This is a genomic window from Mucilaginibacter ginsenosidivorax, from assembly GCF_007971525.1.
GTDB classification, from domain to species: Bacteria; Bacteroidota; Bacteroidia; order Sphingobacteriales; family Sphingobacteriaceae; genus Mucilaginibacter; species Mucilaginibacter ginsenosidivorax.
This window is the reverse complement of sequence record NZ_CP042437.1, coordinates 4947584-4972701: the sequence shown is the minus strand read 5'-3', so window position 1 is coordinate 4972701 and position 25118 is coordinate 4947584. Positions and strand designations below refer to the sequence as shown.

The 25118-nt window shown below is 43.2% G+C and carries 20 protein-coding genes; 12 read left to right on the top strand and 8 right to left on the bottom strand.

What is annotated here, in order from left to right:
* Nucleotides 1–3: 3 nt before the first annotated feature.
* Nucleotides 4–576, bottom strand: coding sequence for a hypothetical protein (locus FSB76_RS20850; RefSeq protein ID WP_147056752.1), 573 nt, complete (start codon nucleotides 574–576; stop codon nucleotides 4–6).
* 61 nt (nucleotides 577–637) lie between these two features.
* Between FSB76_RS20850 and FSB76_RS20845 the strand changes: the two genes are divergently transcribed.
* Both FSB76_RS20845 and FSB76_RS20840 read left to right on the top strand, forming a co-directional pair.
* Nucleotides 638–1573, top strand: coding sequence for a Nif3-like dinuclear metal center hexameric protein (locus FSB76_RS20845; RefSeq protein ID WP_147056750.1), 936 nt, complete (start codon nucleotides 638–640; stop codon nucleotides 1571–1573).
* A gap of 322 nt (nucleotides 1574–1895) precedes the next feature.
* Nucleotides 1896–2756, top strand: a complete 861-nt coding sequence (locus FSB76_RS20840; protein ID WP_147056748.1) for an N-acetylglucosamine kinase — start codon at nucleotides 1896–1898, stop codon at nucleotides 2754–2756.
* Between the two features lie 244 nt (nucleotides 2757–3000).
* Here FSB76_RS20840 and FSB76_RS20835 read toward each other — a convergent pair whose 3' ends face one another.
* A complete protein-coding gene (locus FSB76_RS20835; RefSeq protein WP_369829634.1) occupies nucleotides 3001–3693 on the bottom strand; it encodes an NUDIX hydrolase in 693 nt (230 codons plus the stop codon).
* A 128-nt stretch (nucleotides 3694–3821) separates the two neighbouring features.
* Here FSB76_RS20835 and pfkA point away from each other — a divergent pair, with 128 nt between their 5' ends.
* Genes pfkA through gap form a run of 3 tightly spaced genes read left to right on the top strand, consistent with a single transcriptional unit; the run spans nucleotide 3822 to nucleotide 6662 of the window.
* A complete protein-coding gene (gene pfkA, locus FSB76_RS20830) occupies nucleotides 3822–4808 on the top strand; it encodes a 6-phosphofructokinase (RefSeq protein ID WP_147056746.1) in 987 nt (328 codons plus the stop codon).
* A 3-nt stretch (nucleotides 4809–4811) separates the two neighbouring features.
* Nucleotides 4812–5660 carry a hypothetical protein gene (locus tag FSB76_RS20825; RefSeq protein ID WP_147056744.1) on the top strand — a complete coding sequence of 283 codons (849 nt, stop codon included), beginning with the start codon at nucleotides 4812–4814 and terminating at the stop codon, nucleotides 5658–5660.
* A gap of 6 nt (nucleotides 5661–5666) precedes the next feature.
* Nucleotides 5667–6662: a type I glyceraldehyde-3-phosphate dehydrogenase gene (gap, locus tag FSB76_RS20820; protein WP_147056742.1), complete on the top strand. Its 996-nt coding sequence runs from the start codon at nucleotides 5667–5669 to the stop codon at nucleotides 6660–6662.
* Between the two features lie 98 nt (nucleotides 6663–6760).
* Here gap and FSB76_RS20815 read toward each other — a convergent pair whose 3' ends face one another.
* The 4 genes from FSB76_RS20815 to FSB76_RS20800 form a co-directional block, all read right to left on the bottom strand.
* The gene (locus FSB76_RS20815; RefSeq protein WP_147056740.1) at nucleotides 6761–9166 is read right to left on the bottom strand and encodes an ABC transporter permease; all 2406 of its coding nucleotides are present in this window, start codon (nucleotides 9164–9166) and stop codon (nucleotides 6761–6763) included.
* 392 nt (nucleotides 9167–9558) lie between these two features.
* Entirely contained in the window at nucleotides 9559–9846 is a 288-nt protein-coding gene (locus FSB76_RS20810; RefSeq protein WP_147056738.1) for a hypothetical protein, read from the bottom strand.
* A 138-nt stretch (nucleotides 9847–9984) separates the two neighbouring features.
* A complete protein-coding gene (locus tag FSB76_RS20805) occupies nucleotides 9985–11592 on the bottom strand; it encodes a hypothetical protein (RefSeq protein ID WP_147056736.1) in 1608 nt (535 codons plus the stop codon).
* A gap of 425 nt (nucleotides 11593–12017) precedes the next feature.
* Nucleotides 12018–12419, bottom strand: coding sequence for a LiaF transmembrane domain-containing protein (locus FSB76_RS20800; RefSeq protein WP_147056734.1), 402 nt, complete (start codon nucleotides 12417–12419; stop codon nucleotides 12018–12020).
* 200 nt (nucleotides 12420–12619) lie between these two features.
* Here FSB76_RS20800 and FSB76_RS20795 point away from each other — a divergent pair, with 200 nt between their 5' ends.
* Nucleotides 12620–13927, top strand: a complete 1308-nt coding sequence (locus tag FSB76_RS20795) for a flavin monoamine oxidase family protein (RefSeq protein WP_158642946.1) — start codon at nucleotides 12620–12622, stop codon at nucleotides 13925–13927.
* Nucleotides 13928–14375: 448 nt separating this feature from the next.
* Nucleotides 14376–15077, top strand: coding sequence for a L,D-transpeptidase family protein (locus FSB76_RS20790; protein WP_147056730.1), 702 nt, complete (start codon nucleotides 14376–14378; stop codon nucleotides 15075–15077).
* 92 nt (nucleotides 15078–15169) lie between these two features.
* On the opposite strand, the gene FSB76_RS20785 is transcribed toward FSB76_RS20790, so the two are convergent.
* Nucleotides 15170–15700 (bottom strand): ferritin, encoded by a 531-nt coding sequence (locus FSB76_RS20785; protein WP_147056728.1) that lies wholly within the window; start codon nucleotides 15698–15700, stop codon nucleotides 15170–15172.
* A gap of 194 nt (nucleotides 15701–15894) precedes the next feature.
* On the bottom strand, nucleotides 15895–16254 hold the full coding sequence (locus FSB76_RS20780) for a hypothetical protein (RefSeq protein WP_147056725.1): 360 nt from the start codon (nucleotides 16252–16254) through the stop codon (nucleotides 15895–15897).
* Between the two features lie 190 nt (nucleotides 16255–16444).
* Between FSB76_RS20780 and FSB76_RS20775 the strand changes: the two genes are divergently transcribed.
* The 5 genes from FSB76_RS20775 (at nucleotide 16445) to FSB76_RS20755 (ending at nucleotide 25070) form a co-directional block, all read left to right on the top strand.
* Complete coding sequence (locus FSB76_RS20775; protein ID WP_147056723.1) at nucleotides 16445–18307, top strand: glycoside hydrolase family 13 protein; 1863 nt, start codon at nucleotides 16445–16447, stop codon at nucleotides 18305–18307.
* A gap of 45 nt (nucleotides 18308–18352) precedes the next feature.
* The gene (gene pgmB / locus FSB76_RS20770; RefSeq protein ID WP_147056720.1) at nucleotides 18353–19000 is read left to right on the top strand and encodes a beta-phosphoglucomutase; all 648 of its coding nucleotides are present in this window, start codon (nucleotides 18353–18355) and stop codon (nucleotides 18998–19000) included.
* 86 nt (nucleotides 19001–19086) lie between these two features.
* Nucleotides 19087–21396 (top strand): glycoside hydrolase family 65 protein, encoded by a 2310-nt coding sequence (locus FSB76_RS20765; protein ID WP_147056718.1) that lies wholly within the window; start codon nucleotides 19087–19089, stop codon nucleotides 21394–21396.
* A gap of 238 nt (nucleotides 21397–21634) precedes the next feature.
* Complete coding sequence (locus FSB76_RS20760) at nucleotides 21635–23443, top strand: alpha-amylase family glycosyl hydrolase (RefSeq protein ID WP_225976261.1); 1809 nt, start codon at nucleotides 21635–21637, stop codon at nucleotides 23441–23443.
* A 265-nt stretch (nucleotides 23444–23708) separates the two neighbouring features.
* On the top strand, nucleotides 23709–25070 hold the full coding sequence (locus tag FSB76_RS20755; RefSeq protein ID WP_147056716.1) for an MFS transporter: 1362 nt from the start codon (nucleotides 23709–23711) through the stop codon (nucleotides 25068–25070).
* Nucleotides 25071–25118 lie beyond the last annotated feature (48 nt).

Below are 25118 nucleotides of genomic sequence, written 5' to 3'. Positions count from 1 at the left end.
GGTTTAACTTAATTCTACATCAGTAATTGTCTTTAAACTCCCCGTTACCCCTATGTCAATTAAAACGGCTATCAGATAAGCCATCAGGCCATTGGTCGTAAACTTCATAGATACTTTAATCATCCCGAAAACAGCTGTGCATGTAACTGCAACAATTAACGCCATCATAAGATATGAGAGCGAAGTTGCAACAAAAAAAAATCCGGCAATACCCGCGACAGCAATTATTGCACTTGTCAACGTAAATCCATAAAGATCGTCTCGCTCCAAAAACCTGGCTGTAATTATTGTTCCGGCACCAGTATCATCAAAACTCATTTCTATTGAACCTGCAACATTCCAGCTTGTACTACTCAAAGTAGCATCGGTAATTTTCACCATATCGCCTTGAATTGTAACCAACTTGTAATCGGGATATTTAAACAGTGAAGAAAATCCTGTATTTTCTTTTGCAACCTCAATTTTAAGAGCTAAGAAACTAAGCAGGTCATCTTTCATCTTGCTTGTTTCTATTTGGTAAAAACGTTTAGGAGGGTGCCAAAAAGCCATTGTATAAAGATAGGTACTTTCATTCATTGTTCGATATTCGCTTTTCAACCCCTATTATCTATATTTGATCAATCCCAACAATACCATCATGAATACAACAAAAGAATTTTTCCCTTTAAATGAGGACCACAGCCGCCGTAAATTTATTGCCAACGTTGGCAAAGTTGCTGTAGCTTCGGCATTACTAAGCGCCCCATTTGCGGGCAGCGCTGCCAGTTTTTTTGATGTTAAAGAGGATGTTACCGTTGGGCAGATCATCGATAAGTTTATCAGCCAAATTGCAGGGGCTCCCTTCCCTAAAACGGTTGATACTTTAAAATCGGGCAGTTTAGATATTAAAGTTACGGGCATTGTTACTACCATGTTTGCCACTGTTGATGTGATAAAGCAAGCCATTACGTTAAACGCCAATTTTATTATAGCCCACGAGCCTACTTTTTATAACCATGCCGATGAAACCGACTGGCTGGCCAACGATGATGTTTACCAATACAAAGCCAAACTGCTTAAAGATAACAACATTGCCGTTTGGCGTAACCACGATTACATCCACAGCCTTAAACCAGATGGCGTAGGCCTGGGCGTGCTAACCCTGTTAAACTGGGGCGCCTATTACCGGCCCGATTTAGGGAATGTACTGGTGTTGCCCCCTACCAGCTTAGCTGCGCTAATTGATTATCTTAAAAACAAACTATCCATTAACAAAGTACGCTACATTGGCAACCCCGCGCAAAGCTGCCAGAAGGTTTTATTTTTACCCGGTGCCGCAGGTGGCCGAAGGCACATAACCGAGGCCGGCAAAGTGAAACCAGATGTATTAATTGTTGGCGAAATACAGGAATGGGAAACTGCCGAATATGTGAGGGATGCGCAGGCTAAAGGTGATAACCTGGCCCTGATAGTACTGGGCCATATTGCCAGCGAAGAACCGGGATCGGAGTTTATGGCCGGTTGGTTAAAACAGCATTATCCGGCTATAAAATCTGTCCATATCCCTTCAAAAAACTCACTGTCATTCATGTAGCTCAAACTGCCTTAGTGTAATTATATGTAAGTATTTTTATTAGGGGTTGCTAAATAATTTAACATTACGTACAATTGCAAAAAAAACTAATCGTAATGGCCTAAACCTCAATTACATGTTAATTTTACATTTATTATAATACCCGGTATAGTAAAAATGTGTTATTAATAATGATACTTTAGACCATTAACGTTAGATTTTGTGTAAAAAGAAAGTGTAATTGGCGTGAAAATGGCAATTTTTATGATTTAGGTTACAAAGTGTTTTTTTTACAATAAGTTAATCATACTTTTAACCCAATTTTTCTAATAAAACTTTATTTATGATCATAATTGCTGACGGTGGCTCAACTAAAACAAACTGGTGTCTGGTTACCGAAGAAGGTAAAAAAGTGTATTTCAACACTGAGGGATATAACCCCTATTTTTCAAGCACCGAGTACATCATCCAATCGTTAAACGAGAGTTTGCCTACCGACCTTGATAAAAACGAGATAACCGAAGTTAATTACTACGGTGCAGGTTGCTCAACAGATGATATGCGTAACCTTGTAAAGGTTGCCATGGAAGCTGTTTTCACTAAAGCTAAGGTAAACATTGGTCATGACTTGCTTGCCGCTGCACGCGCCTTGTTAGGTAACACCGAAGGTTTCGCAGCTATTTTAGGTACAGGTACCAACACTTGTATTTATGATGGTAAAGATGTTGTACAAAACATCGATTCAGGCGCTTATATCCTTGGCGATGAGGGCAGCGGCTGCTACATCGGTAAAAAGTTATTAACTGACTACTTACGTGGTTATATGCCCGAGCCGGTGCGCAACCTGTTCTGGGAAACCTTTAAACTTACGCCCGATGATATTAACGAGCAGGTTTATACCCAGCCACGTGCCAACCGTTTTTGTGCAAGCTTCAGCAAGTTTGTTTACGATAATAATGTGCATATTGAATATTCACGCAACTTAGTACGCACCTCGTTCGAAGACTTTTTCCGTAACCTGGTTACCCACTACCCCGATTATCAAAAATACACCTTCAACTGCATTGGTTCTGTAGGCTACAACTTCCGTAACGTATTGGAAGAGGTTGTTACCGAAAACGGAATGGTTGTAGGCAACATCATCCGCTCGCCTATAGATAACCTGGTTAAATACCATTTGGAGTTATCGCCGAGCTCTTTGTAGAAGAGAGAGTCAAGAGTCAAGAATCAAGAGTCAAGACAGAAGAAAAAAGGGTTGGAGGTGAAATATCTCCAACCCTTTTATAATTAGATAGCTTCTGTCATCTGACCAAATTAAAACGGGTCGGAAAATAAATTCCGACCCGTTTTATATATAACCTGCAAGGTGCAGCTGTCTTGATTCTTGACTCTTAATTCCTGATTCTTTTCCCTGCAGCTCTCTTGACTCTTAATTCTTGATTCTAATCCTACCCGAGACTCATTTCTCCCTGGAATATCTTCCCGTACTTGCGTTTGTCAAACTTGTAAAGTTTGGCGGCACGGTACGATACGCCTTTTTGCTTCTCGTCCAGTTCTTTCAGGAAACCGTAGCTGAGCATTTTTTTGCGGAAGTTGCGTTTATCGAGTTTTTTGTTGAGCACTGCCTCGTAAAGTGATTGCAGCTGGGTAAGCGTAAATTTTTCAGGTAATAGTTCAAATGCTATGGGCTGATAGTGCAACCGGCGGCGTATTTTATTAAAGCCGGTGTTAAATATCTCGCTGTGGTCAAAGGCCAGCTTGGGTAAATCGTTTACCGGGTGCCAGATGGCTTTTTTGGCAAACTGGGTTACCGGGCGCAGCTCTTTTTGGCCATTAATGCGTATAAGGGCATAGTAGGCTACGGTAATTACGCGGCCCTGCGGGTGCCTGTTTACCTCGCCAAAGGTATGAAACTGCTGCATATGCAAATCGCGCAGGCCGGTAAGCTCATACAATATCCGCTCGGCGGCATCGTCAATGCTTTCGTCCTGCTCAACAATGTAGCCGGGAAGTGCAAACCAATCTTTATATGGTTCTTCGTTACGCTCAATCAGTAAAATCTTAAGTTCGCCGGCTTCAAAACCAAAAATCACGCAATCAATAGAGAATACGGAATCAAACTTAGGCAGCATTAGTTCCAAAATAGTTATCGGGATTTAGTTTACAGTTTAAATATATGACGTTAATTTCTAATCTAAAAAAAAACAAATAAATTTAATGGTGTAATTTACACACTGTATCTTCGTAGCACAAATTTAGTAGTGTAAAAATGCAGAAAATTTCAAAAATTGCTGTTTTAACTTCGGGCGGCGATGCACCGGGCATGAACCCTTGTATCCGCGCCGTTGTTCGTACAGCACTATATAATGGCCTTGAGGTGGTGGGTGTACGCCAGGGTTATAAAGGACTTATCGAGAACGACATGTACGATATGAACAAGCGGTCGGTAAGTAATATACTGAATTTAGGGGGTACCATATTAAAAACCGCCCGCTGCCTGCCATTTAAAGAAGATGAAGGCATGGCCACTGCTTACAAACATTTAAAAGAGCACGGCATTGATGCGCTTGTAGTAATTGGCGGCGATGGCACCTTTACCGGCGCCCTGCGTTTTTCAAAAAAATACCCTGATATTGCCGTAATTGGCGTTCCGGGCACTATCGATAACGACCTTTGCGGCTCAACTTATACGCTGGGCTTTGACACCGCTACCAATACCGTTATTGAAGCTATCGATAAAATTCGCGATACGGCCGATGCGCATGACCGCCTTTTCTTCATCGAAGTAATGGGTCGCGATTCGGGCGCTATTGCCCTGCGTGCAGGCATTTCATGCGGCGCCGAGGCCATTTTACTACCCGAAAAACAAACAGCCATTGCCGATCTGATCAAAAACCTCAAAGAAGGCGAGATGAATAAAAAATCATCAAGCATAGTTATTGTGGCCGAAGGCGATAAGAATGGCGGTGTGTATGACGTGGCAAAAGCGGTACAAAAAGAAGTTAAAAACTACGACATTAAAGTAACTATATTAGGCCACTTGCAAAGAGGGGGCAGCCCATCCAGTTTCGACAGGATTTTGGGCAGCCGTTTGGGCTTTGCAGCAGTTAACGCTTTGATAGCAGGCGAAACGCAAAAAATGGTAGGTTTGCAGGCCAATCATATTTTGCTAACCAGTTTAGAAGAAGCGCTTAACCACCATGAGTTTAAGCTGGAAGCAGACCTTTTGCAAATGGTTGATATATTATCAATATAATTAATGATTGCAGTAGTTTATAGCGGTTCGTATTTTGCACATTGGCGCCTGGCCGATAAAGGAAGAACTATTGCTTCCTTTAAAACCAATGGCATCAATCCCTACTTTAACGACGAAAAGCATATCCTGCAACTCCTCAATAAAAACATCAACCTTATTCACCACGCCGAAGAGATAAAGCGCATTTACTTTTTTGGCGCAGGTGCATCGTCAGATGAACGCAAGGCGGTTGTATACAACGCGCTTTCGGCATTTTTCAAGTTCGGTAAGGTAACGGTTGATCATGATATAACCGCCGCGGCTATTGCCTGCTGCAAAAACTCGCCCGGTATTGTAAGTATTTGCGGCAGCGGCTCAAACGCGGCTTATTACGATGGTAAAAAAGTTGCCCCCAACAACTACGGCCTGGGCTATATACTGGCCGATGAGGGCAGCAGCAACTGGCTGGGCAGGCAGCTTATTAAAGGTTTCATGAACGAAACCCTGCCGGCAGGCATCCGCAAAAAGTTTATCCATAAATACGATGCCGACCGCAAAACGCTTTTAGAGAAAGTTTACCGCCAAAAGCAACCGGCCTTATTCCTGAGTTCGTTTGCCGATTTTTACCTGGAAAACCGTACCGATCATCATCTCCAAAGCGTCATAAAAAAAGGATTTAGCAGCCTAATTTCTACATATTTAGTACCTTTACATCAGCAACATCCCGAGTCCTCAATCCATTTTGTGGGTACGGTTGCTGCCAATTTTCAGGAACTTTTATATGAAAGCGCTGCCGAAGCCAATTTGCAGATAACCAACATTATAAAAGAACCCATAAATAATTTATTAACCTACTATTCAAATAAAAATTAAAAAATCATGAAAATAGGAATTAACGGTTTCGGCCGTATTGGCCGCCTGGCATTCAGGGCCGCAATTGAAAGATCCGACATTGAAGTTGTTGGTATTAATGACCTGGTTGAGCCAGATTACATGGCTTACATGTTAAAATACGATTCAACTCACGGACCATTCAAAGGCACTATTGCTGTTGAAGGCGGTCATTTGGTTGTAAACGGTAAAACCATCCGTGTTACTGCCGAAAAAGACCCTGCTAACCTTAAATGGGGCGAAGTAGGTGCTGAAGTTGTTATCGAATCAACAGGCTTGTTCCTTACCCAGGAAACTGCTCAAAAACATATTGATGCAGGTGCTAAAAAAGTTGTAATGAGCGCACCCGCAAAAGATGATACCCCTACATTTGTAATGGGTGTTAACCATAAAGAACTGAAAGCCGATCAAAATATCGTTTCAAATGCTTCATGTACCACCAACTGTTTAGCACCTATTGCTAAAGTATTGGATGATAACTTTGGTATCGAAGAAGGCTTAATGACCACTGTACATGCTGTTACAGCTACTCAAAAAACAGTTGATGGCCCAAGTGCTAAAGACTGGAGAGGTGGCCGTGGTGCTTACCAAAACATCATCCCTTCATCAACAGGCGCTGCTAAAGCAGTTGGTTTAGTTTTACCTCAGTTAAAAGGCAAATTAACCGGTATGTCGTTACGCGTACCAGTTGCCGACGTATCTGTTGTTGACTTAACCGTACGTTTGAAAAAAGGTGCATCATACGAAGCCATCAAAGCAGCTATGAAAGCAGCATCAGAGGGCGAATTAAAAGGCATTTTAGGTTACACCGAAGACGAAGTAGTATCTGAAGACTTTAAAGGCGACGCACGCACATCAATTTTTGATGCAAAAGCAGGTATCGGCCTTAATGATAACTTTGTTAAAGTGGTATCATGGTACGATAACGAGTGGGGTTACTCAAACAAACTGATTGACCTTGTTCAGGAATTAGGTAAATTCTAATTTCCCTTTTCCCAACATTAATTTAAACTAACAAAGCCCTGGCAATAGCCGGGGCTTTGTGGTATTAAAAATATGCCTGGTTCGCAACCTTACACAAACTACTCCGTTTTTAAACTCTTAACCGGGTTCATCAATGCGGCTTTTACAGTTAGTAACGATACCGTAACAAAGGCGATGATGAATACCACTATAAATGGTATTACAAACAAAATCCAATTGATGCTGAGCCGGAACGAGTAGGTTTGCAGCCATTTGTTAATGGCATACCATGCCAGCGGTGCCGATACAACAAAAGCAACTACTACCAACAGGGCAAAATCCTTATAAAGCAGCTGCAAAATATTAGTTACAGTAGCCCCAAGTACCTTCCTGATGCCTATCTCTTTGGTGCGTTGTACAATGGTGTATGATACCAAACCAAATAACCCCAGGCAGGCAACAAATATGGCTATGAATGTAAATACGCCAAACACCTGGCCAAAACGCTTATCGGCCTGGTATTGCTTGTTAAAGTGCTCATCCAGGAAAAAATAATCAAACTGATCATTTGGAAAATATGTTTTCCAGTCTGTTTTCAACCCAGCCAATGTTTGCTGAATATTGGCTGTGCTTATTTTAATAGATACCTGGTTGCGTAAATCCGGGATACATCTAAAAATCAAAGCGTCGTAATCATCCCGTAATGATTGCTGATGAAAATTTTCAACAACACCAACTATAGTATAAGTTTTGCCCCAAAAATCAATTTGTTTGCCTATGGCCTGTTCGGGCTTATCAAAACCCATTTGGTGAATGGCCTTTTCGTTAAACACTACCGAAGCCGTATCGGTAGTAAACTGGGCCGAAAACCTGCGACCGGCAAGCAGCTTCATATCGTAAAAAGTGAGGTATTCCTGGTCGCCGGCAATAACGCGGTATTGTTTGCCTTGCGACTGATCGGCGCCGTGGGGCTTAATGCCACCCGCGTTCCAGGCCACCGGCTCACCAGGCACCGTGGTCGATACGGTCATCCCTTTAATAGCCGGGTTAGTAAGGATGTTGTTTTTAAAAGCCTTCATGTTGCGGTAAAACGAATCTATTTTGGCTATCGGCGGTTTAACCACAATGGTTTGATCAATATTAATACCCAGACTTTGGTTTTGCATATACTGAATTTGCCTGAACACTGTGAGCGAACCAATCAGCAGGAAAATTGATGCCGCAAACTGGAAAACCACCATCCCCTTGCGCAAAATTATACCTCGCGGCGATGCCGATAGTTTACCCTTCATCACCTCAACAGGTTTAAAAGATGACAGCACCATAGCCGGGTAAAAGCCCGAAAAAAACGAGCCCGCCAGCAATATACCCGCTACAGTTATCCAGAATACCGGGTTTAAAAACAAACTAAAGCTAACATGCAGGCCCGATATATTGGCAAAAACGGGCAAAAAAACAATAATGAGTATAACCGCCAGCAGCAGCGCCAGCAGGTTAAGCAACCCCGCCTCCAGCATAAACTGTACAATAAGCTGTTTCTTTGCCGAGCCTAATGTTTTACGTACACCAACCTCTTTGGCCCGGCCTATCCCCTTGGCGGTGGCCAGGTTAATATAATTTATCCAGGCTATAATAATTACAAATATGGCTATACCCAACAGCAGGTAAACAGAATTACCATCGCCGTTGGGCTGCAGTTCAAACATCAGGTTGGAGTACAGGTGAATGCTGCTTACCGGCTGCAACGTATAGATGCCGCTTTCGCCCGAGCCTTTGTATTTATCATACGCCTTTTTTACAATGGGGATAAACTTAGCTTCTAAAGCCCTTGGATTTACACCCGGCTTAAGCAGCAAGTAGGTAGTGCAGCCATCGTTCATCCACTGGTTATCAATACCCGGCGCGTAAATTTTTGATAAGGTAGCCCACGACTGTAAAAAATCCAGTTTCATATGTGTATTTTCGGGCATATCCTCCATTACGCCGGTAACCTTCATTCCCTTATCGTTATAAATAGTAATGTTTTGGCCAACGGGGTTTTGGTTGTTAAACAGCTTTTTGGCCACACTGCGCGATATAACAACCGTATTGGGCTCGGCCAGGGCAGTTTTAGGGTCGCCACTTAGTAATTTGTACGAGAAAATATTGAAGAACGAATTGCCCACAAAATAATTATTGGCAACCGTCATTTTCTGATCCTTATAACTCAGCAAAATATCGCCCGCAGGTGATAATTTCACCATATCTTCCACCTCGGGCAAATCGTTTTTAAACTCCGTTCCCGGTGCAAAAGCCCCGCCTGCCCAGCGCGTACTTAATTTGCCATTATTAAAACGGTCCTGGTTAATGCGGTAAATACGATCCTTCTTAGCCTGAAAATTATCAAAGCTCAGTTCAAACGTAACATACTGCAAAATTAAAAGGCATGCGGCCATACCAATGGCCAGCCCCACAATATTAATAAACGAAAAGGCTTTGTTTTTAGTGAGGTTGCGGAAAGCAACCAGCAAGTAATTTTTAAGCATAATAACTGGATTTTAAGCTATTAGTGTAACCAACATTGTGCCCGTATTTTAAACATTTAAAAATCAAATACTTAACAAAACAACAAGACTACGAAAGCGTTCGGATATGATACAGTACAGTACGTGTGCGAACGGGACAATGCCTGCTGACACGGGCTCATATTCATACTGCGCAAAACCTTAAGCACCAGGCCGGTATCCATTTCCATCATTATTGCTGGGGATCCCCTAAACAAAAACCCCGATACTCTGGTTAGTTTTGGATTGCATCCAAAAGCTATATTGCTGTCTTTTCCTCTGGAGCAGCCTGTCAGTCTTTTAATTTATTGATATTGATCCTTTAGCCTGGGAAGCAACTGCCTACTCCGCCATTTTTATCGCGCAGTTTGCGGTTAAAGAAAGTGCTGCACCAGTTGCTCCCATTCCTCGCTAAGCGATACGTTAGGCCGGGTTTGCCCTGCCCTGTTGTACCAGTAATCGGCATTCCAGGTGTCGCCTTCTTTACGGTGCAAATAGGCATGCACCCATGCTGATGCCTTATCATTCAACTGGTCGACCTGCGCATGCGCAAGGTGCCAGTCGCCTTTGCCATCATACCAAAGGCTTTTTAACTGCACGGATAAATCGGGGCCGGGCTGGTTTAAGTTTAACGATGATTTAAATTCAGATAGGGTATTCATGGCACGTTAATTTTGGGGTTGATGGGGTTATACTTAGCAAAGGTATGAAGTGCAGGCTAAATTTATAACACCGTAAGCAATTGCTTTGCCAAACGCGCACCCGTTTAATAGCCCCACTACCAGAAACCGGCAGCTGCCCTATTTCACCTCAACATTGGCCCATTGTACAATTTCGGTATAATATCTTGCCATGTTTAGCCTTTGCCGCCCTATCGGGATCAGGTATGATGTATTTGTGAGCTGCTTGTTATAGTCCATGTAATAATAGTTTGAGCCAAAGGGGGTATCGGCTATTTGTTCGCGGCTTATTACGGTACCGTCGGCCGCTACAACGGCTTTTACCAGCACCATATCCGATGGTTGCTCCTTCCCTTTTACCTTCTCATCCTGCCCCAGTTCCAGGTTCTTTTTACTGTCGCAATAAATACAAACCAGCTTGTTTTTATAAGCAACAGGTATATAGCCCGATGTTTCTGTATCGGGCTGTTTGCGGTATAACAAGCCAAATTTACTTTGCCCTCCTTTTAAAAACACATTAATGATAGGGCCGGCGATAGAAATATCGACAGTTTGATACTGAGCTGTGTGGCTTGTACCGCTTGCCGGCAGGGTATTTGTATTCATGATGGTTGGCTTCATGCGCATACTTGATGATGTAACAGAGGGGTATCCTGTTAATGCAAGCGTTCCGTCGTCCAATTCTGTACAGGCATAATCAACACGTTTAACCGTATACGTATCCTTGCCTTTAACGCCGAAACCCATTTTATATAGCTTTTCCTTAATATCATTGGCGTATGCAAAAAACTGGACGGGGCCGTAAGTAAGCTGCTGCAGGTTTAAGGTGCTCAGCAATACGCCGTCGTCCATATAATCGCCATAATAGTTGGCATATATGTACAGTGTAGCATTATCATTTGACATATGAAACGACAATTTATTGGATTCCCACTCCTTTGATCCGGTGTTGAAATCCATAAATGCCTCCGTGCCCTTATTGTTTAACACCAGCACACCCCGCTTGTATAATTTATTGATAGTGTAGGTATAGCTAAGGCATTTATTCTCCTGGTTGTCCAGAAACCCGTTTTGTATGGCCATATCCTGGATATTGTTTTTAATAACGGTAACAGCGGGCTTAACCACCGTGTTATTATCATTAATGATACAGGTAAAAATCTCGTTGGTATTACCCGATTGCGTTACCAACAATTCCTTTTGATTGGGCGACAATACCAGGCTTAGCTGGTTATGCGCAATAACTCCGTCTGTTTCAAAAGTACTTACATTTTTTACATGCATGGTGTACAATTCTTTAACGCCGGTTTCGGTAAGGGTTTCGGGCTCTATGGTGGTTAATAACAATTTTACCGACCCATCATCCTGTGCATGGTAATAAAACAACAGTAATTTATTGTTCAATATAATGGCTTGCGGCGCAAACGGGCCAAATTCCTTTTTTCCTTTGTTCAGCGCGGCTTTAGCAACCTCTTTCATATCGGCCGTATAGCGGTAAAGGCTAATGTTATATTTTTTATCGTTTAGCCGTGGGTATATGGCAAACTGCATACTTTTATAATCGTACTGCATGCAGTAAAAAAAATTGCCCAGGCGGCAGGTACTTCCGGTAGCATCGCCAAGGCCGCGGTCCTTTAACTCAAATTTATTGGAAAGTGTTACTGTAGCAGTTTGGGCATCAACAAAAAGGGCCGCCATCAGCAGGCAGGCAAAAAATACGCGTTTCATAAAAGGTTAACTGGTTGTACTGCAATCTAATAAATATTTTTTAACTCAACAATCGAAAATCATTAAAATTTATGGCAATTACCTGAATGGTGAGTTGGTGTTGTATTGCCCGGACTTTTCCGTTTAACGAAGGAAAAACTTCGGTGTTGGAAATCCGAAATGGAGCGCGCTATATTGTTTTTCGTTTCTGTTTTTCTTACCTCAATTACACTGGCTCATAAAACCTTGCCGATATTCGGGCTTAGGCAGGCAAAATCCAGGGCTTGTAATCAAGTGTTTTAATCAGCTGATAACAAAATATCACCTTTTGTATCCAGCTTCATCCTCCCCCAGGCTACCTGCACACAATAAATACCGCGTAACTGCAAAAAAGGGAGAACCTATACAGGCCCTCCCTCAAATCAAAACTATTAAATCAAAATGTGTTATACTTCGGGCCCGGCAGGCTTATCAAAATTGAAAGGCTGTTTAGGCTGGGTAAAAATGTGTTCTTCGGTATGTTTGCGTGGTTTAACTACCATCCAGGCGCCAAAGGCCATGATAGCCAGTGGCCATACTATGCGGTCGGCATCGGGGATGTTTTCGTCGAGCAAAAAGGCAACGCCAATCAAGGTAACAATTATCCATGCGGGTTTCCTGAAATTATATTTGGCACCCATGTAAGTACCCCAGGCAATCATCCACATTGGCCAGCTAAACAGCCAGTCGGGTATAAAAAACAAATCGAATTGGTTTATCAGTAAAAGGCTGCCTGCTACTAATAAAATTGCCCCTGCGGCTACTTTGCTGTTGTTTGGGGTGTTCAGGGTGTTTATATCGTTGTTCATCGTCGTAAGTTTTAAATTATACCCTAAAAGTACTGCGCTATATAAGGCACAACAAGGCAATATTGGCGAACAGGGTATAACAACCCGGTAAGCAAGGATATTTTGTCGGTGAATGGGGCTACCGTTTTCGCCGGAAATTTGACAAACAAATGCCGCATTCTATAATTACAATAATTACATTGCCCAACCATAATAATACCATGGAAGATACCGATATATTGATCATTGGCGCCGGTGCAGCCGGTTTAATGGCTGCGCGTACGCTGGCAAAAGCCGGTAAAAAAGTTACCGTACTGGAGGCGCGCGACCGCATTGGTGGCCGCATTCACACACTCGAAAACACATCGGGGCAACAACCCCTTGAACTGGGTGCCGAGTTTATACACGGCGATTTGCCGCTCACAAAATCGTTATTGGATGAGGCGGGCATTGCCTATGAGCACGCCGGCGCATCTATGTGGCGGTATGAGGATGGCGAGTTTAAACAGAACGAAACCTTTGTTGAACATTGGGATGCCTTCCTTAATAAACTGGGTGAATTAGAACAGGATATGAGCATCAACTGCTTCCTGCTCCGCGAATTTAAAGGCGAAAAATACCGGCGTTTAAGGGAATCCGTACGTCAATTTGTATCTGGATATGATAACGCCGACCCCAAAAAAGCAAGCTCGTTTTCGTTGCGCCGCGAATGGCAATCTGAAGACGATGGCGCACAATACCGGGTAGCAGGTGGCTATATTAAATTAACGATTTTTTTGGCCGGCGAGATAGTTGCTGCCGGCGGGCAGATACACCTGAACGCTGTAGTAAAAAAAATTTATTGGCAACAACATTGCATTAAAGTGGTTAGCAGCGTTGGCTGTACGCATTCGGCAAAGCAATTAATTGTGGCTTTACCGCTTGGCGTTCTGCAGGTTAACGCAGGCGATTCCGGGGCCATCAGTTTTATTCCCCCAATTCCGGATCATATCAAAGCCATCAACACTTTAGGCTTTGGGGCGGTAATAAAAATACTGCTGGAGTTTGACGAGGCTTTTTGGGAAGACAAACAAACCGAAATGCTGGCCGGCAAAAGCCTCAGTAACATGGGCTATTTATTCAGCACCGAGGAAATTCCCACCTGGTGGACACAGGCACCCCGGCATACCAATATGCTAACCGGCTGGATAGGTGGCCCCGAAGCTGCCGAAAAAGCGGATACGCATAACACCGAAATACTAAGGCAAAGCTTGCAATCATTAGCCAATATTTTTAACCGCGGTGAGGAACAACTCAAACAAAGGCTTGTTAGCTACCACATAGCGAACTGGACGGCCGACGAATTTGCCCGCGGCTCCTACGCTTATGATACGGTAGAAGCCAACGAGGCTCGCTTTGTTTTGAGTGAACCGATCCAGGATACTATCTTTTTCGCGGGCGAATATTTGTATAACGGCACCGCCATGGGCACCGTTGAAGCTGCACTTGATAGCGGGTTACGTGCAGCGGAGCGGATTAAGCAGCTATGAAAAGGACTGATTTTTCTACCTCTAAGACGCTGTCTAAATTTGATTTGCTAATGTTTTTATGCTTCTAATGAATAGACAACAACGTATTCGCATGGCAGCGAAGACTCACCCGGCTACGCTGCGCTGGCCACCCTCTCTTCGGCTTCGCCGGAAAGAGGGGATTGAAAATTCTTTATTTTTTTTCGATACAATGCATTGATAGTCAACGTTCAAGCCCCTCTTTCCACCGCAGGTGAAGAGAGGGTGGCGGGCGCAGCCTCGCCGGGTGAGTCTTAACTGTCATGCGATATTCCGCATTCCCGCTCCTACGTTTCGCCAGGTTTTGATTTCAATCATGGCCTTCCTTTTCAAATTTAGACAGCTTCTAAGCAGTAGGTATTTAATATTTTCAATTAGGGATACGATAATAACTAAATCTTTCGTTATTGGCGGATAAGTACCTTATCCAATGTCCAGATTATTCCTGACCCTGCTGTTTTCTTATTTAATTATTGTAAACCCGCGGCCCAACTTGCCGGATAGCAAACGGGCCGGCGATGTACGCGCTACCGTATGGCCCCGCTTGCAACGTGAATTGAACGATAAAGGGTTTAAAGAGGGGGCTCCCATTTACATCCGTATTTTTAAAGACCAGGATGCGCTGGAAGTTTGGAAAAAGGCAGGCAATAAATATAAGTTGTTTAAAACTTATGAAATTTGTTATTACTCGGGCAGCCTGGGTACCAAGACCAAAAAAGGCGATAATAAAAGCCCCGAAGGATTTTACACCATCTCACCCAAACAGCTTAACCCGGTAAGTAATTATTACCTGGCCATTAATGTGGGTTACCCCAACAAGGTTGAGCAATTAAAGGGATATACAGGCGATGCAATTATGGTACATGGGCATTGTGCCTCTATTGGTTGCTACGCCATGACCGATGCGCGGATTGAAGAAATTTACACCCTGGTTTACAAAGCCTTTGAAGCCGGCCAACAAAAAATCAACCTCGATATATTTCCATTCAGAATGGATAAAGCGCACATGGATTTTTACAGCCATCAACCCTATATGGCTTTCTGGAAAACGCTTAAGCCCGGATATGAAAAATTTGAAAAAACGCATATGCCCGTTACCTACTATATCAAAGGAAACGACTACGCATTTTAAGCTTTAATGGAGATTAAGAAAAAAGCCCTCTTGCATACGCAAAAGGGCTTCATTTTCATGCCCGCTCCATTTAGAGAGGGTATGGTGAGGCTTTACGCTTCGCTATTATATTTTATTTCGCCAACCTGTTTGTCAATTTGCCAGCGGCCTGTACCTTCTTCGCCAATCACTTCAAACAGTTCAAGGGCACGGCGGGCCTTGTATTCTTCTTCCCGTTGTTCTTTCAGGAACCAGTTTAAAAACTCCATCGTTACAAAATCCTGCTCTTTCATGCAGCGGGCATAAATGTTTTTAATAGAATTGGTAACGCTAATCTCCTGGTCCAAAGCTTCCTCAAATACTTCACGGAACGAGTTGTATTCCTGTTTAATGCCGCTAACCTCGGGCGATAAGGAATTGCCTCCCATATCAAGGATGTATTTAAAAAATTTTAACTGGTGCGTTCTTTCCTCTTCGGCTTGTTTAAAAAAGTAATCGGCCGAAAAATCGTAGCCATTACGGTTACACCAGGATGCCATTGATAGGTACACAGATGATGAGTATGCTTCTTTTTTAACTTGCTGATTTAATAGTCCTTCAATCTCGGCAGAAATGAGGCTCTTTATGCGAAGTAAATCTTTCATGATGAGTTAAATTGAATAGGTTATTATTTGTTTAAAGCAGGATGTTATACAATAATAACGCTATAACTTTATATTGTTCAATATAAAGTTAATATGAATTTAATCTAAATAGATAACCGTATGTAGCTGTACTTAGTTTGGGTAAAAGCTACATATGAAATATACAATACCAGCAAAGGGAAATAGCCGGTTAACTACTGACTGATAACTAATTTATCGTTTAGAATACGGTTTAGTTCCAGCATTACAAAAGTACCTTCCAGCAGTTCTTTCAGGGCGATGATTTGTATTAGCGTTAAAACGTAACAATGATCACATGCGCAAATAAAAATAATCTCTACATCCGGATCTTTGGCGGTATTAAGAAGGGCATGTTCAATATCTATATGATAAACAGACTTACGTAGTTTTAGCAAACAACGGTAATCAAATCTGGCAACTTTACCTGCAAAGTCAACATACCAGCAACGCTCTGCATCGCATTGATAAATGGCTCCTTTTGTTGTTTTAAAAACATCGGTCCAGTGAGTTGTTTGAGTAAGTTGTGTAATCATATAACATTGCAAAGATGATCTTTATTTATAATTAATCCAAATAACGTTTTCATTTTTTTAACTGATTATCTCTACTTCAATAATTATTAAAATTTCCATACAACAAATCATTTTTATTATAAATTTGAAACGCGGATAGTGCTTGACAGCGAGCCGTAGCCAATTACATTTTTTTGACCTGTTATATAATATGAAGAAAACTTTACTTTTTGCCTTATGCAGCCTTGCGCTTGCATTAGGCGCATCGGCGCAAATGCCTGCTTTAGAGCGCATTGAGCCCATGTCATGGTGGGTAGGCATGAGCAACCCTAACCTGCAATTAATAGTACATGGCAATAACATTGCAGGCCGTAATGTAGTACTTAATTACCCTGGCGTAAAGCTAAAAGCAGTACATAAAGTTGAAAACTCAAATTATTTATTCCTCGATCTGCAGCTTTTTTCTTCAGTAGTTCCGGGAACGTTCCCGATAAAATTTACAAAGGCCGGTCAAAAGGACCTGGTTTATCAATATACGCTTAATAAACGCGACAAATCTGCTGGTCGCATACAGGGTGTAACCAACAAAGATTTGATATATCTTATCATGCCCGATCGTTTCAGCAACGGTGATGAAAGCAACGACTCATTTGATAATATGCGCGAGAAAGGCGTTCACCGCGATTCGATGTACAGCCGCCACGGCGGTGATATCCAGGGAGTGATGAACCACCTTGATTATTTAAAAGCCTTAGGCGTTACTGCTATCTGGATGACCCCCGAAATTGAAAACGACGAACCGCATGCATCATACCATGGCTACGCCGTTACCGATTATTATAAAATAGACCCCCGCTATGGCACCAACGAGTTGTACAAAAAATTTGTTGAAAAATGCCACAGCATGGGCTTAAAGGTAATTAAAGACCTGGTGCACAATCATGCCGGTACCGAAGGCTATACCATTTTGGATATGCCGATGAAAAGCTGGGTACATCAGTGGCCCAAATACACCAAATCAAACTTTAGGGATGCCGCGGTGATGGACCCGCATGCGTCGCCTATGGATAGGAAACTGATGGCCGATGGATGGTTTGATCATCGGATGGCCGATATGAACCAGAATAACATTTATGTACAAAACTATCTTACCCAAAATCACATTTGGTGGGTGGAGTATGCCGGTATTGATGGTTTTCGCTTAGATACTTACCCTTACAATGATCCGGCATATATGGCCAAATGGGCGCAGGATGTTAAGGCCGAGTTTCCGAAGCTTTCCATTTTTGGCGAAACCCTGGTATGGTCGGCGGCAAACCAGGCCTTTTTTACACAGGGTAACACCGTTAACCGCGGCATGGATACCCACTTGCCAGGCGTAACCGATGGCGTATTAAAGGATGCTATTTATGAAGCCATTAACGGCAACGATGGCTGGACGGACGGCGTTGGCCGCCTCTACTCGGTTATAGCGCAGGATTTTTTATACCAGGATGCAACCCGCAATACTATATTTATGGATAACCATGATATGAGTCGCCTGCTATCTATGGTAAAAGAGGATTTTACCAAGTACAAATCGGCCATGGCCATGTTGTTGACCATGCGCGGCGTTCCGCAGTTATATTATGGCGACGAGATACTGATGAAAAACTACAGCGATCCGGATGGATTGGTACGCGAGGATTTTGCAGGTGGCTGGAAAGGCGATAAAGAGAACAAGTTTACCGCCGACGGCCGCAGCAAAAAAGAAAACGAGGCCTTTAACTATGTAAGCAAGCTGGCCAAATACCGCAAAGGCACAACCGCACTGCAAACCGGTAAAATGATGCAGTTTGTACCCGAAAAAGGGATTTATGTATACTTCAGGTATGATGCTGCCAAAACGGTAATGATTATTTTCAACAGCAGCGATAAGGATCAATCTACCACAACTGACCGGTATTTTGAACGAATTGGTGATGCCAAAAAGGCCCGTAACGTGATAACTGACGAGCCTGTTGACCTGGCGCAGGTGAACATACCTGGCAAAACCGCTTTGGTACTCGAAATATTACCCGGCGGTACTCATTAAAAATTATATCTTAGTGGCTTTGAGCCGCGTATCTAAAAAGTTACAATGAACAATATTAAAGCATGTATTTTCGATCTGGATGGTGTAATCGTTGATACAGCCGTTTATCACTACAAAGCCTGGAAAAGATTGGCCAACTCATTAGGGTTCGATTTTACAGAGCACCAGAACGAACAGCTCAAAGGCGTAAGCAGAGTACGCTCGCTTGAGCTTATTTTAGGCTGGGGAGGCGTAACCAAAACTGCCGAAGAGCAAGAGGTTTTAGCCACCCAAAAAAATACCTGGTACATGGAAATGGTTAACCAGATGAAACCGGATGAAATACTGCCCGGAGCAAAGGAGTTTGTAGAGGTATGCCGCAAAGCAGGTATCAAAATAGCCTTAGGTTCGGCCAGTAAAAACTCGATGACCATCCTTAACAAAATTGGTATTACCAATCTTTTCGATGCAGTTATTGACGGTAACAAAGTAAGCAAAGCCAAACCCGATCCTGAAGTTTTTTTAGAAGGCGCGAAAGCCTTAAGTGTTGCGCCCGAAGAATGCGTGGTGTTTGAAGATGCCATTGCCGGGGTAGAGGCTGCTAAAGCCGGCGGTATGAAAGTGGTTGGCATAGGCCAGCCCGGGGTACTGGATGCCGATTTGGTAATCAGTGGGTTAGATAAAATGACGTTAGATAAATTATTTAAATTATAAGAAGCCCCACCCAAACCCTCCCCTAAAGGGTAGGGCTTTAAAAGTCTCCCCTTTAGGGGAGATTTAGAGGGGCTTAATGAATTGTTATGAAAAATTATATTAAAGTTGATGAGTGGAAGATAATCGAAGAGGGCTTTGATGCACATCATCACCAGGTATCTGAAAGCATATTTAGTTTGGGTAATGGCCGCATGGGCCAGCGGGCCAACTTTGAGGAAGCCTACAGCGGCGAAACCCTGCCGGGCAACTATGTTGCCGGGGTTTACTATCCCGATAAAACCCGTGTAGGCTGGTGGAAAAATGGCTACCCCGAGTACTTTGCCAAAGTGCTGAACGCCGCTAACTGGACAATTATTGATATTGTTTTAGATGGCGAACAACTGGATTTGGCCAAATGCAATGTTACCAGCTTCCGCCGTGAATTGAACATGAAGGAAGGCTATCTGAAACGTACCTTTACAGCCAAAACCGCATCTGGCAAAGAAGTATCGGTTGAAGCCTGCCGCTTTTGCAGCATGGTTGATGATGAAACTGCGGCTATACATTATGCTATTACGCCTTTAAACTTTAGCGGCACTATTACCATTACCCCGGCCATTGATGGTGATGTAGTGAACAAAGACTCCAACTATGATGAAAAGTTTTGGGACGAACTGGGTAAAGCCAACCAACCCGGTGGTGGCTACATAGTAATGCGCACCAAAAAAACCGGTTTTGAAGTAGCAACCGGCATGAAATTCAGTATTTCGCAAAATGGCGAAACCATTCAACCAAAAACAGAAACGATATCGAAAGAAAAATACATAGCATCAAAAATCGAATTACAGGCACAACAAGGCCAAAGCATCAGCATTATTAAATATATTGCAAACCTGTCGTCGCAAAATCATAAACCAGAAGCCCTGGTTGCCTCGTTGACAGCTACTTTAGATCGCATCAGCCTTAAAGGCTTTGACACCATGCTGGCCGAACAAGCCGCTGCCTGGGCCGAAAAATGGAAGCATAACGATATCATTATCGAAGGTGATGAATCCGCTCAGCAGGCTATCCGCTTTAATATCTTTCAGCTTAACCAGACCTACACCGGCGAAGACGATCGCCTGAATATTGGCCCAAAAGGTTTTACCGGCGAAAAATACGGAGGCTCAACCTATTGGGACACCGAGGCTTATTGTGTACCTTTTTACCTTGCCACAGCGCCGCAAAAGGTTACCCGCAACCTGTTGCTTTACCGTTATAAACAATTAGGCAAGGCTATCGAAAATGCAGCTTTATTAGGTTTTAAAAACGGCGCCGCATTATATCCCATGGTTACCATGGATGGTACCGAATGCCATAACGAGTGGGAGATCACTTTCGAGGAAATTCATCGTAATGGTGCCATTGCCTATGCTATTTTTAACTACGTGCGCTATACCGCAGATGAAGCCTACCTGGCCGATTATGGTTTTGAAGTACTGATAGCAATAGCCAGGTTCTGGTCGCAACGGGTAAGCTGGTCGCAGGATAAGCAACAGTATGTAATGCTTGGTGTAACCGGGCCAAACGAGTACGAGAATAACGTAAACAACAACTGGTATACCAGCATGCTGGCAGTTTGGTGTATGAAATATACCATGGAAGTTGCCGGGAAAGTTAAAATTGCCAATAAGGCTAAATACGATGCCCTTGCGGCCAGGATCGGTCTGGATGAAGCCACAGAGTTTAGTCGTTTTGGCCATATTGTCGAAAATATGTACCTGGGGCATGACGAGAAACAAGGCATATTTTTACAGCAGGACGGTTACCTGGATAAAGAGCAGATATTAGTAAAAGATTTGCCGGCTACAGATCGCCCGTTGAACCAGAAATGGAGCTGGGACAGAATACTGCGCTCCTGCTACATTAAACAGGCCGACGTATTGCAGGGTATTTACTTTTTTGAAGATGATTACGATATAGATACCATCCGCAGAAACTTTGATTACTATGAACCACGCACGGTGCATGAGTCATCATTATCGCCATGTGTGCACGCTATTTTAGCCGCCAAATTGGGTGATGAGGCGCGTGCTTACGAATTTTACCTGCGCACAGCCCGTTTGGATCTGGACGATTACAACAACGATACCGAAGATGGCTGCCATATCACCTCGATGGCCGGCACATGGATGGCTGTTGTGGAAGGCTTTGGCGGTATGCGCGTGAGGGATGGCAAACTGCTGTTTCAACCGTTTATTCCCGAAAAATGGGCATCTTTTTCGTTCCATATCGGTTTCCGTGGCGCTTTGTTAAATATCAAGGTAAGCAAGGAAGGCGTGCAGATCAAAAATCTATCTGATGTGGCGACAACAGTATTTGTTTATGGTAAAGATCAGTTGGTAAAGGCCAACGATGAGTTATTGGTTGAGGCGTAATGAAAAACTTGGTTATCTCTTTTTTATTAAATGTCCCCCTCTCGAGAGCGCGCGCGAAGGATTGTGCGGCTGCAGGGGTGTGTTTGCAAGCGTTCACAAGCGGACTATTAACACACCCCTCCACCCCTCTCAAGAGGGGAATCGCACTGGCCAATGCTTTTTTAGCTGCCCTTTTCTTTTTTTCAAATCCACGTGCGGGCGAAATTTTATCCAAAGTACATTTAAGCAAAATATCTTTATGAAAAATAAGCAGATACTTGTTTTAATGATATTATTGCTTGCTAATGCCAGTTATGCACAAAAACATCACCCCAAAAAAACAAAAATGGAACAAACCACAGCCAACCATAAGCTGATCATATACCAACTGTTACCTCGCCTGTTTGGCAATACCAAAACGCTGAACAAAACCAATGGCTCAATTGAAGAGAATGGCGTTGGCAAGCTGAACGATATTAACGATAAAGCCCTGCAAGAGATAAAAAAAATGGGCTTTACCTATGTTTGGTATACCGGCGTGATTGAGCATGCCACCATGACTGATTATTCGGCTTATGGCATTAAGGCCGACGATCCGGATATTGTGAAGGGCAGGGCTGGTTCGCCATATGCTATAAAAGATTACTATGATATCGACCCGGATTTGGCTGTAGATGTGAAAAATCGCGTTGGTGAGTACCAAGACTTAATTAAACGTACCCACAGCAATGGGCTAAAAGTATTGATGGACCTGGTGCCTAACCACGTGGCCCGTACTTATGCATCGGATGTAAAACCGGCCGGCGTACGCGATTTTGGGCAGGATGATGATAAAAGCAAAGGCTTTAGCCCGCAAAACGATTTTTACTACATGCCGGGGCAGCCATTTACGGTTCCCGTCGGGTATAATCCGGGCGGAGATGAATTTAAAAGCCCGCTTAAGGACGGCAAATTCGACGAAAACCCGGCTAAGGCAACAGGTAACGACGTTTTCAGCGCATCACCATCTATCAATGATTGGTTCGAGACGATGAAGCTAAATTATGGTGTTGATTACATGGATCATCGCCGCGGCCATTTCGACCTGATACCGCCGCTTTGGAACAAGGTTTATGATATTTTAAAATACTGGACCGCCAAAGGTGTCGACGGTTTTCGCTGCGATATGGTAGAAATGGTACCCATCGAATTCTGGGCCTGGGTAATCCCGAAAATGAAGGCCGAACATCCAGGCATTGTTTTCATCGGCGAAGCTTATGATAAAGGCAAATACAGCGATTATATATTTAAAGGCCATTTTGATTACCTGTACGATAAGGTTGGTTTGTACGATACCATCAGGAATTTAACCCGCAACGATTACCATACCAATACATGGGGAATAAACGCCGTGTGGAACCATGATAGCAAAGGCATAGACCAGCACATGCTGCGCTTTATGGAAAACCATGACGAGCAACGCATTGCGTCGCCAGATTTTGCAGGCAACCCGTGGCTGGCTGTGCCGGGTATGATTATCACAGCAACACTAAATACCGGGCCGGTAATGATTTACTTTGGCCAGGAAGTTGGCGAACCCGGAGCAGGTAGTGAAGGCTTTAGCGGGAACGATGGCCGCAGTTCGATATTTGACTATTGGGGCGTTCCCGAACACCAGAAATGGCTTAACGGCGGCGCTTATGATGGCGGTAAACTGTCTGATGATCAGAAAAAGCTGCGCGGCTTTTATAGTACCCTGTTTAATGCCGTGCACAATAGCGAAGCCATTAAAACCGGCGCTTTTTATGAATTGATGATGGCTAACGAACATCAGCCGGGTTTTGATACTAAAATGTACATATACCTGCGTTATACCAATAATCAGCGTATATTAGTGATAACCAATTTTAACCGGGATGCCCGCAAATTAAGCGTAAAATTTCCGGATGACCTGTTACACAAACTAAACATAAACGGCAAACAACAATTTACCGACCTGCTCAGCGGCAGTAAGTTCGGCACCAGTGATATAAAAAATGGTGTTGAAGTAACTGTAGGGGCCAGTAGCGGGTTGATGCTGGAGTTTTAAAGTCGTCTGAATCAGAATTTGCAGAATTAAAGAATTAGCAGAATAGAAATAACTAAAAAGAATCATTAGGGAGCACAGCAAGATAGCACTTATCCCACTGTCATGCTGAGGTACGAAGCATCTATTCGCAAACTTTTCTATCGGCGAACAGATCCTTCGTACCTCAGGATGACAGGTAGAGAGTGTAATCAAACCAAAAGTCATTCTGAGAATCCTTTAATTCTGCAAATTCTGATTCTGAATATTGAACCAATAAACCAACGTGATGAATAAAGTATTACAAAAGCCAAGATTAAGTTTCTGGCAAATCTGGAACATGAGCTTTGGCTTTTTGGGTATCCAGTTTGGCTTCGCGCTGCAAACCGGGTATGCAAGCCGCATATTGCAAACCTTTGGCGCCGATGTAGGTAATTTGTCGTTTTTTTGGCTGGCAGCCCCGCTTACGGGGATGATCATTCAGCCAATTATCGGGCATTACAGCGATCGTACATGGAACCGTTTGGGTCGTCGTCGCCCCTATTTTTTAACCGGGGCTTTGCTGTCGGGCCTGGCGCTTTGCTTTTTGCCCAACTCATCCGGGCTGGCATTTTTAATACCGCCCATAATTGTTGGCGCCGGTATGCTGATGCTGATGGATGCATCCTTTAACGTTGCTATGGAGCCATTCAGGGCATTGGTTGCCGATAACCTGCCCGATAGTCAGCATACGGCCGGCTTTTCGATGCAGACTTGTTTAATAGGTGTAGGTGCCATTGTGGGTTCGGTATTGCCATCCATTTTAACCAATTGGTTTAAAGTAAAATCAGATGCTGCCCCTGGTATTGTACCTAATAACCTGCTTTACTCTTTTTACGCAGGTGGCTTAATCCTAATCGGCTGTATATTATGGACGGTTATAAAAACCAAAGAATACCCACCCGAAGAATACGCCAAATTTCATGAGCCGGATATAGAAACCACCAAACGAAGCGGCTTTATGGAGTTTATAAACGATTTGGTGCACATGCCAAAAACCATGAAGCAATTAGGTGTGGTGCAATTTTTCTCGTGGTTTGCGCTGTTTTCTATGTGGGTATGGACAACTCCTGCCATCGCTACACACGTTTATCACCTGGCCGATAACGATACTACCTCAAAATCGTTTAATGATGCCAGCAGCTGGGTAGGCATTATGTTTGGTGTTTATAACGGGGTATCGGCATTATACGCCTTATCGTTGCCTTTTATTGTAAAAAAACTGAGCCGTAAAGCAACGCATGCTTTTTCGCTGGCAATGGGCGGACTGGGCCTGATATCAATATTTTTTATTCAAAACCACTACCTTTTGTTGCTGCCTATGGTAGGTATAGGTTTGGCCTGGGGCAGTATACTGGCCATGCCTTATGCCATATTATCAAGCTCGATACCAGCTAAAAAAATCGGGATTTACATGGGCTTGTTCAATTTTTTTATCACTTTCCCACAAATTGTAAGCAGCCTTACCAGCAGCCTTATTATCAAACATTTGTTTAATAGCGAGTCGATTTACGGTTTAATTATGGGCGGGGTATTTATGTTTATCGCAGCCATATCGGTGTTTTTTGTACAGGATGGTAAGAAAATTCAAATAATAGGAGCCTCAAATTGAAGAAAACGTTAAAAACTATTATAGTTAATGATTTTTCCTCAAATCAAA